The organism is Asticcacaulis sp. YBE204 (assembly GCF_000495855.1).
In the GTDB taxonomy this organism is placed as follows: domain Bacteria; phylum Pseudomonadota; class Alphaproteobacteria; order Caulobacterales; family Caulobacteraceae; genus Asticcacaulis.
The window spans coordinates 1-208 of the sequence record NZ_AWGF01000059.1 but is presented as its reverse complement, the minus strand read 5'-3'; the positions used below and the strand labels follow the sequence as shown (position 1 = coordinate 208).

Annotated in this window: 1 protein-coding gene; it reads right to left on the bottom strand. The window is 66.3% G+C overall.

Annotated features, from left to right (window positions below; all coding sequences use genetic code 11):
• Positions 1–208: hypothetical protein (locus AEYBE204_RS40630; protein WP_035442357.1), on the bottom strand; the 208-nt coding region annotated here is incomplete at both ends.

The window sequence follows — 208 nt, the reverse complement described above, 5'->3', positions numbered from 1 at the left end:
CGGGCCGGATCTGCCATTTGAGCGCCAGACGGCCCCCCGAACGCTCGGTGTCGTTGGTCGCATTGCGCGTCAGGGCCTCGTCCTTGATGAATCCAGCGGATTTTTCATCGTAAAGGACGGCCCGCACGGCCGCCGTATTGCCCGGCAAGGGGGCATTGAACATGACCGTGCTGCGCCACGATGGTCGGGCGCCGTCCGCCACGCCAGC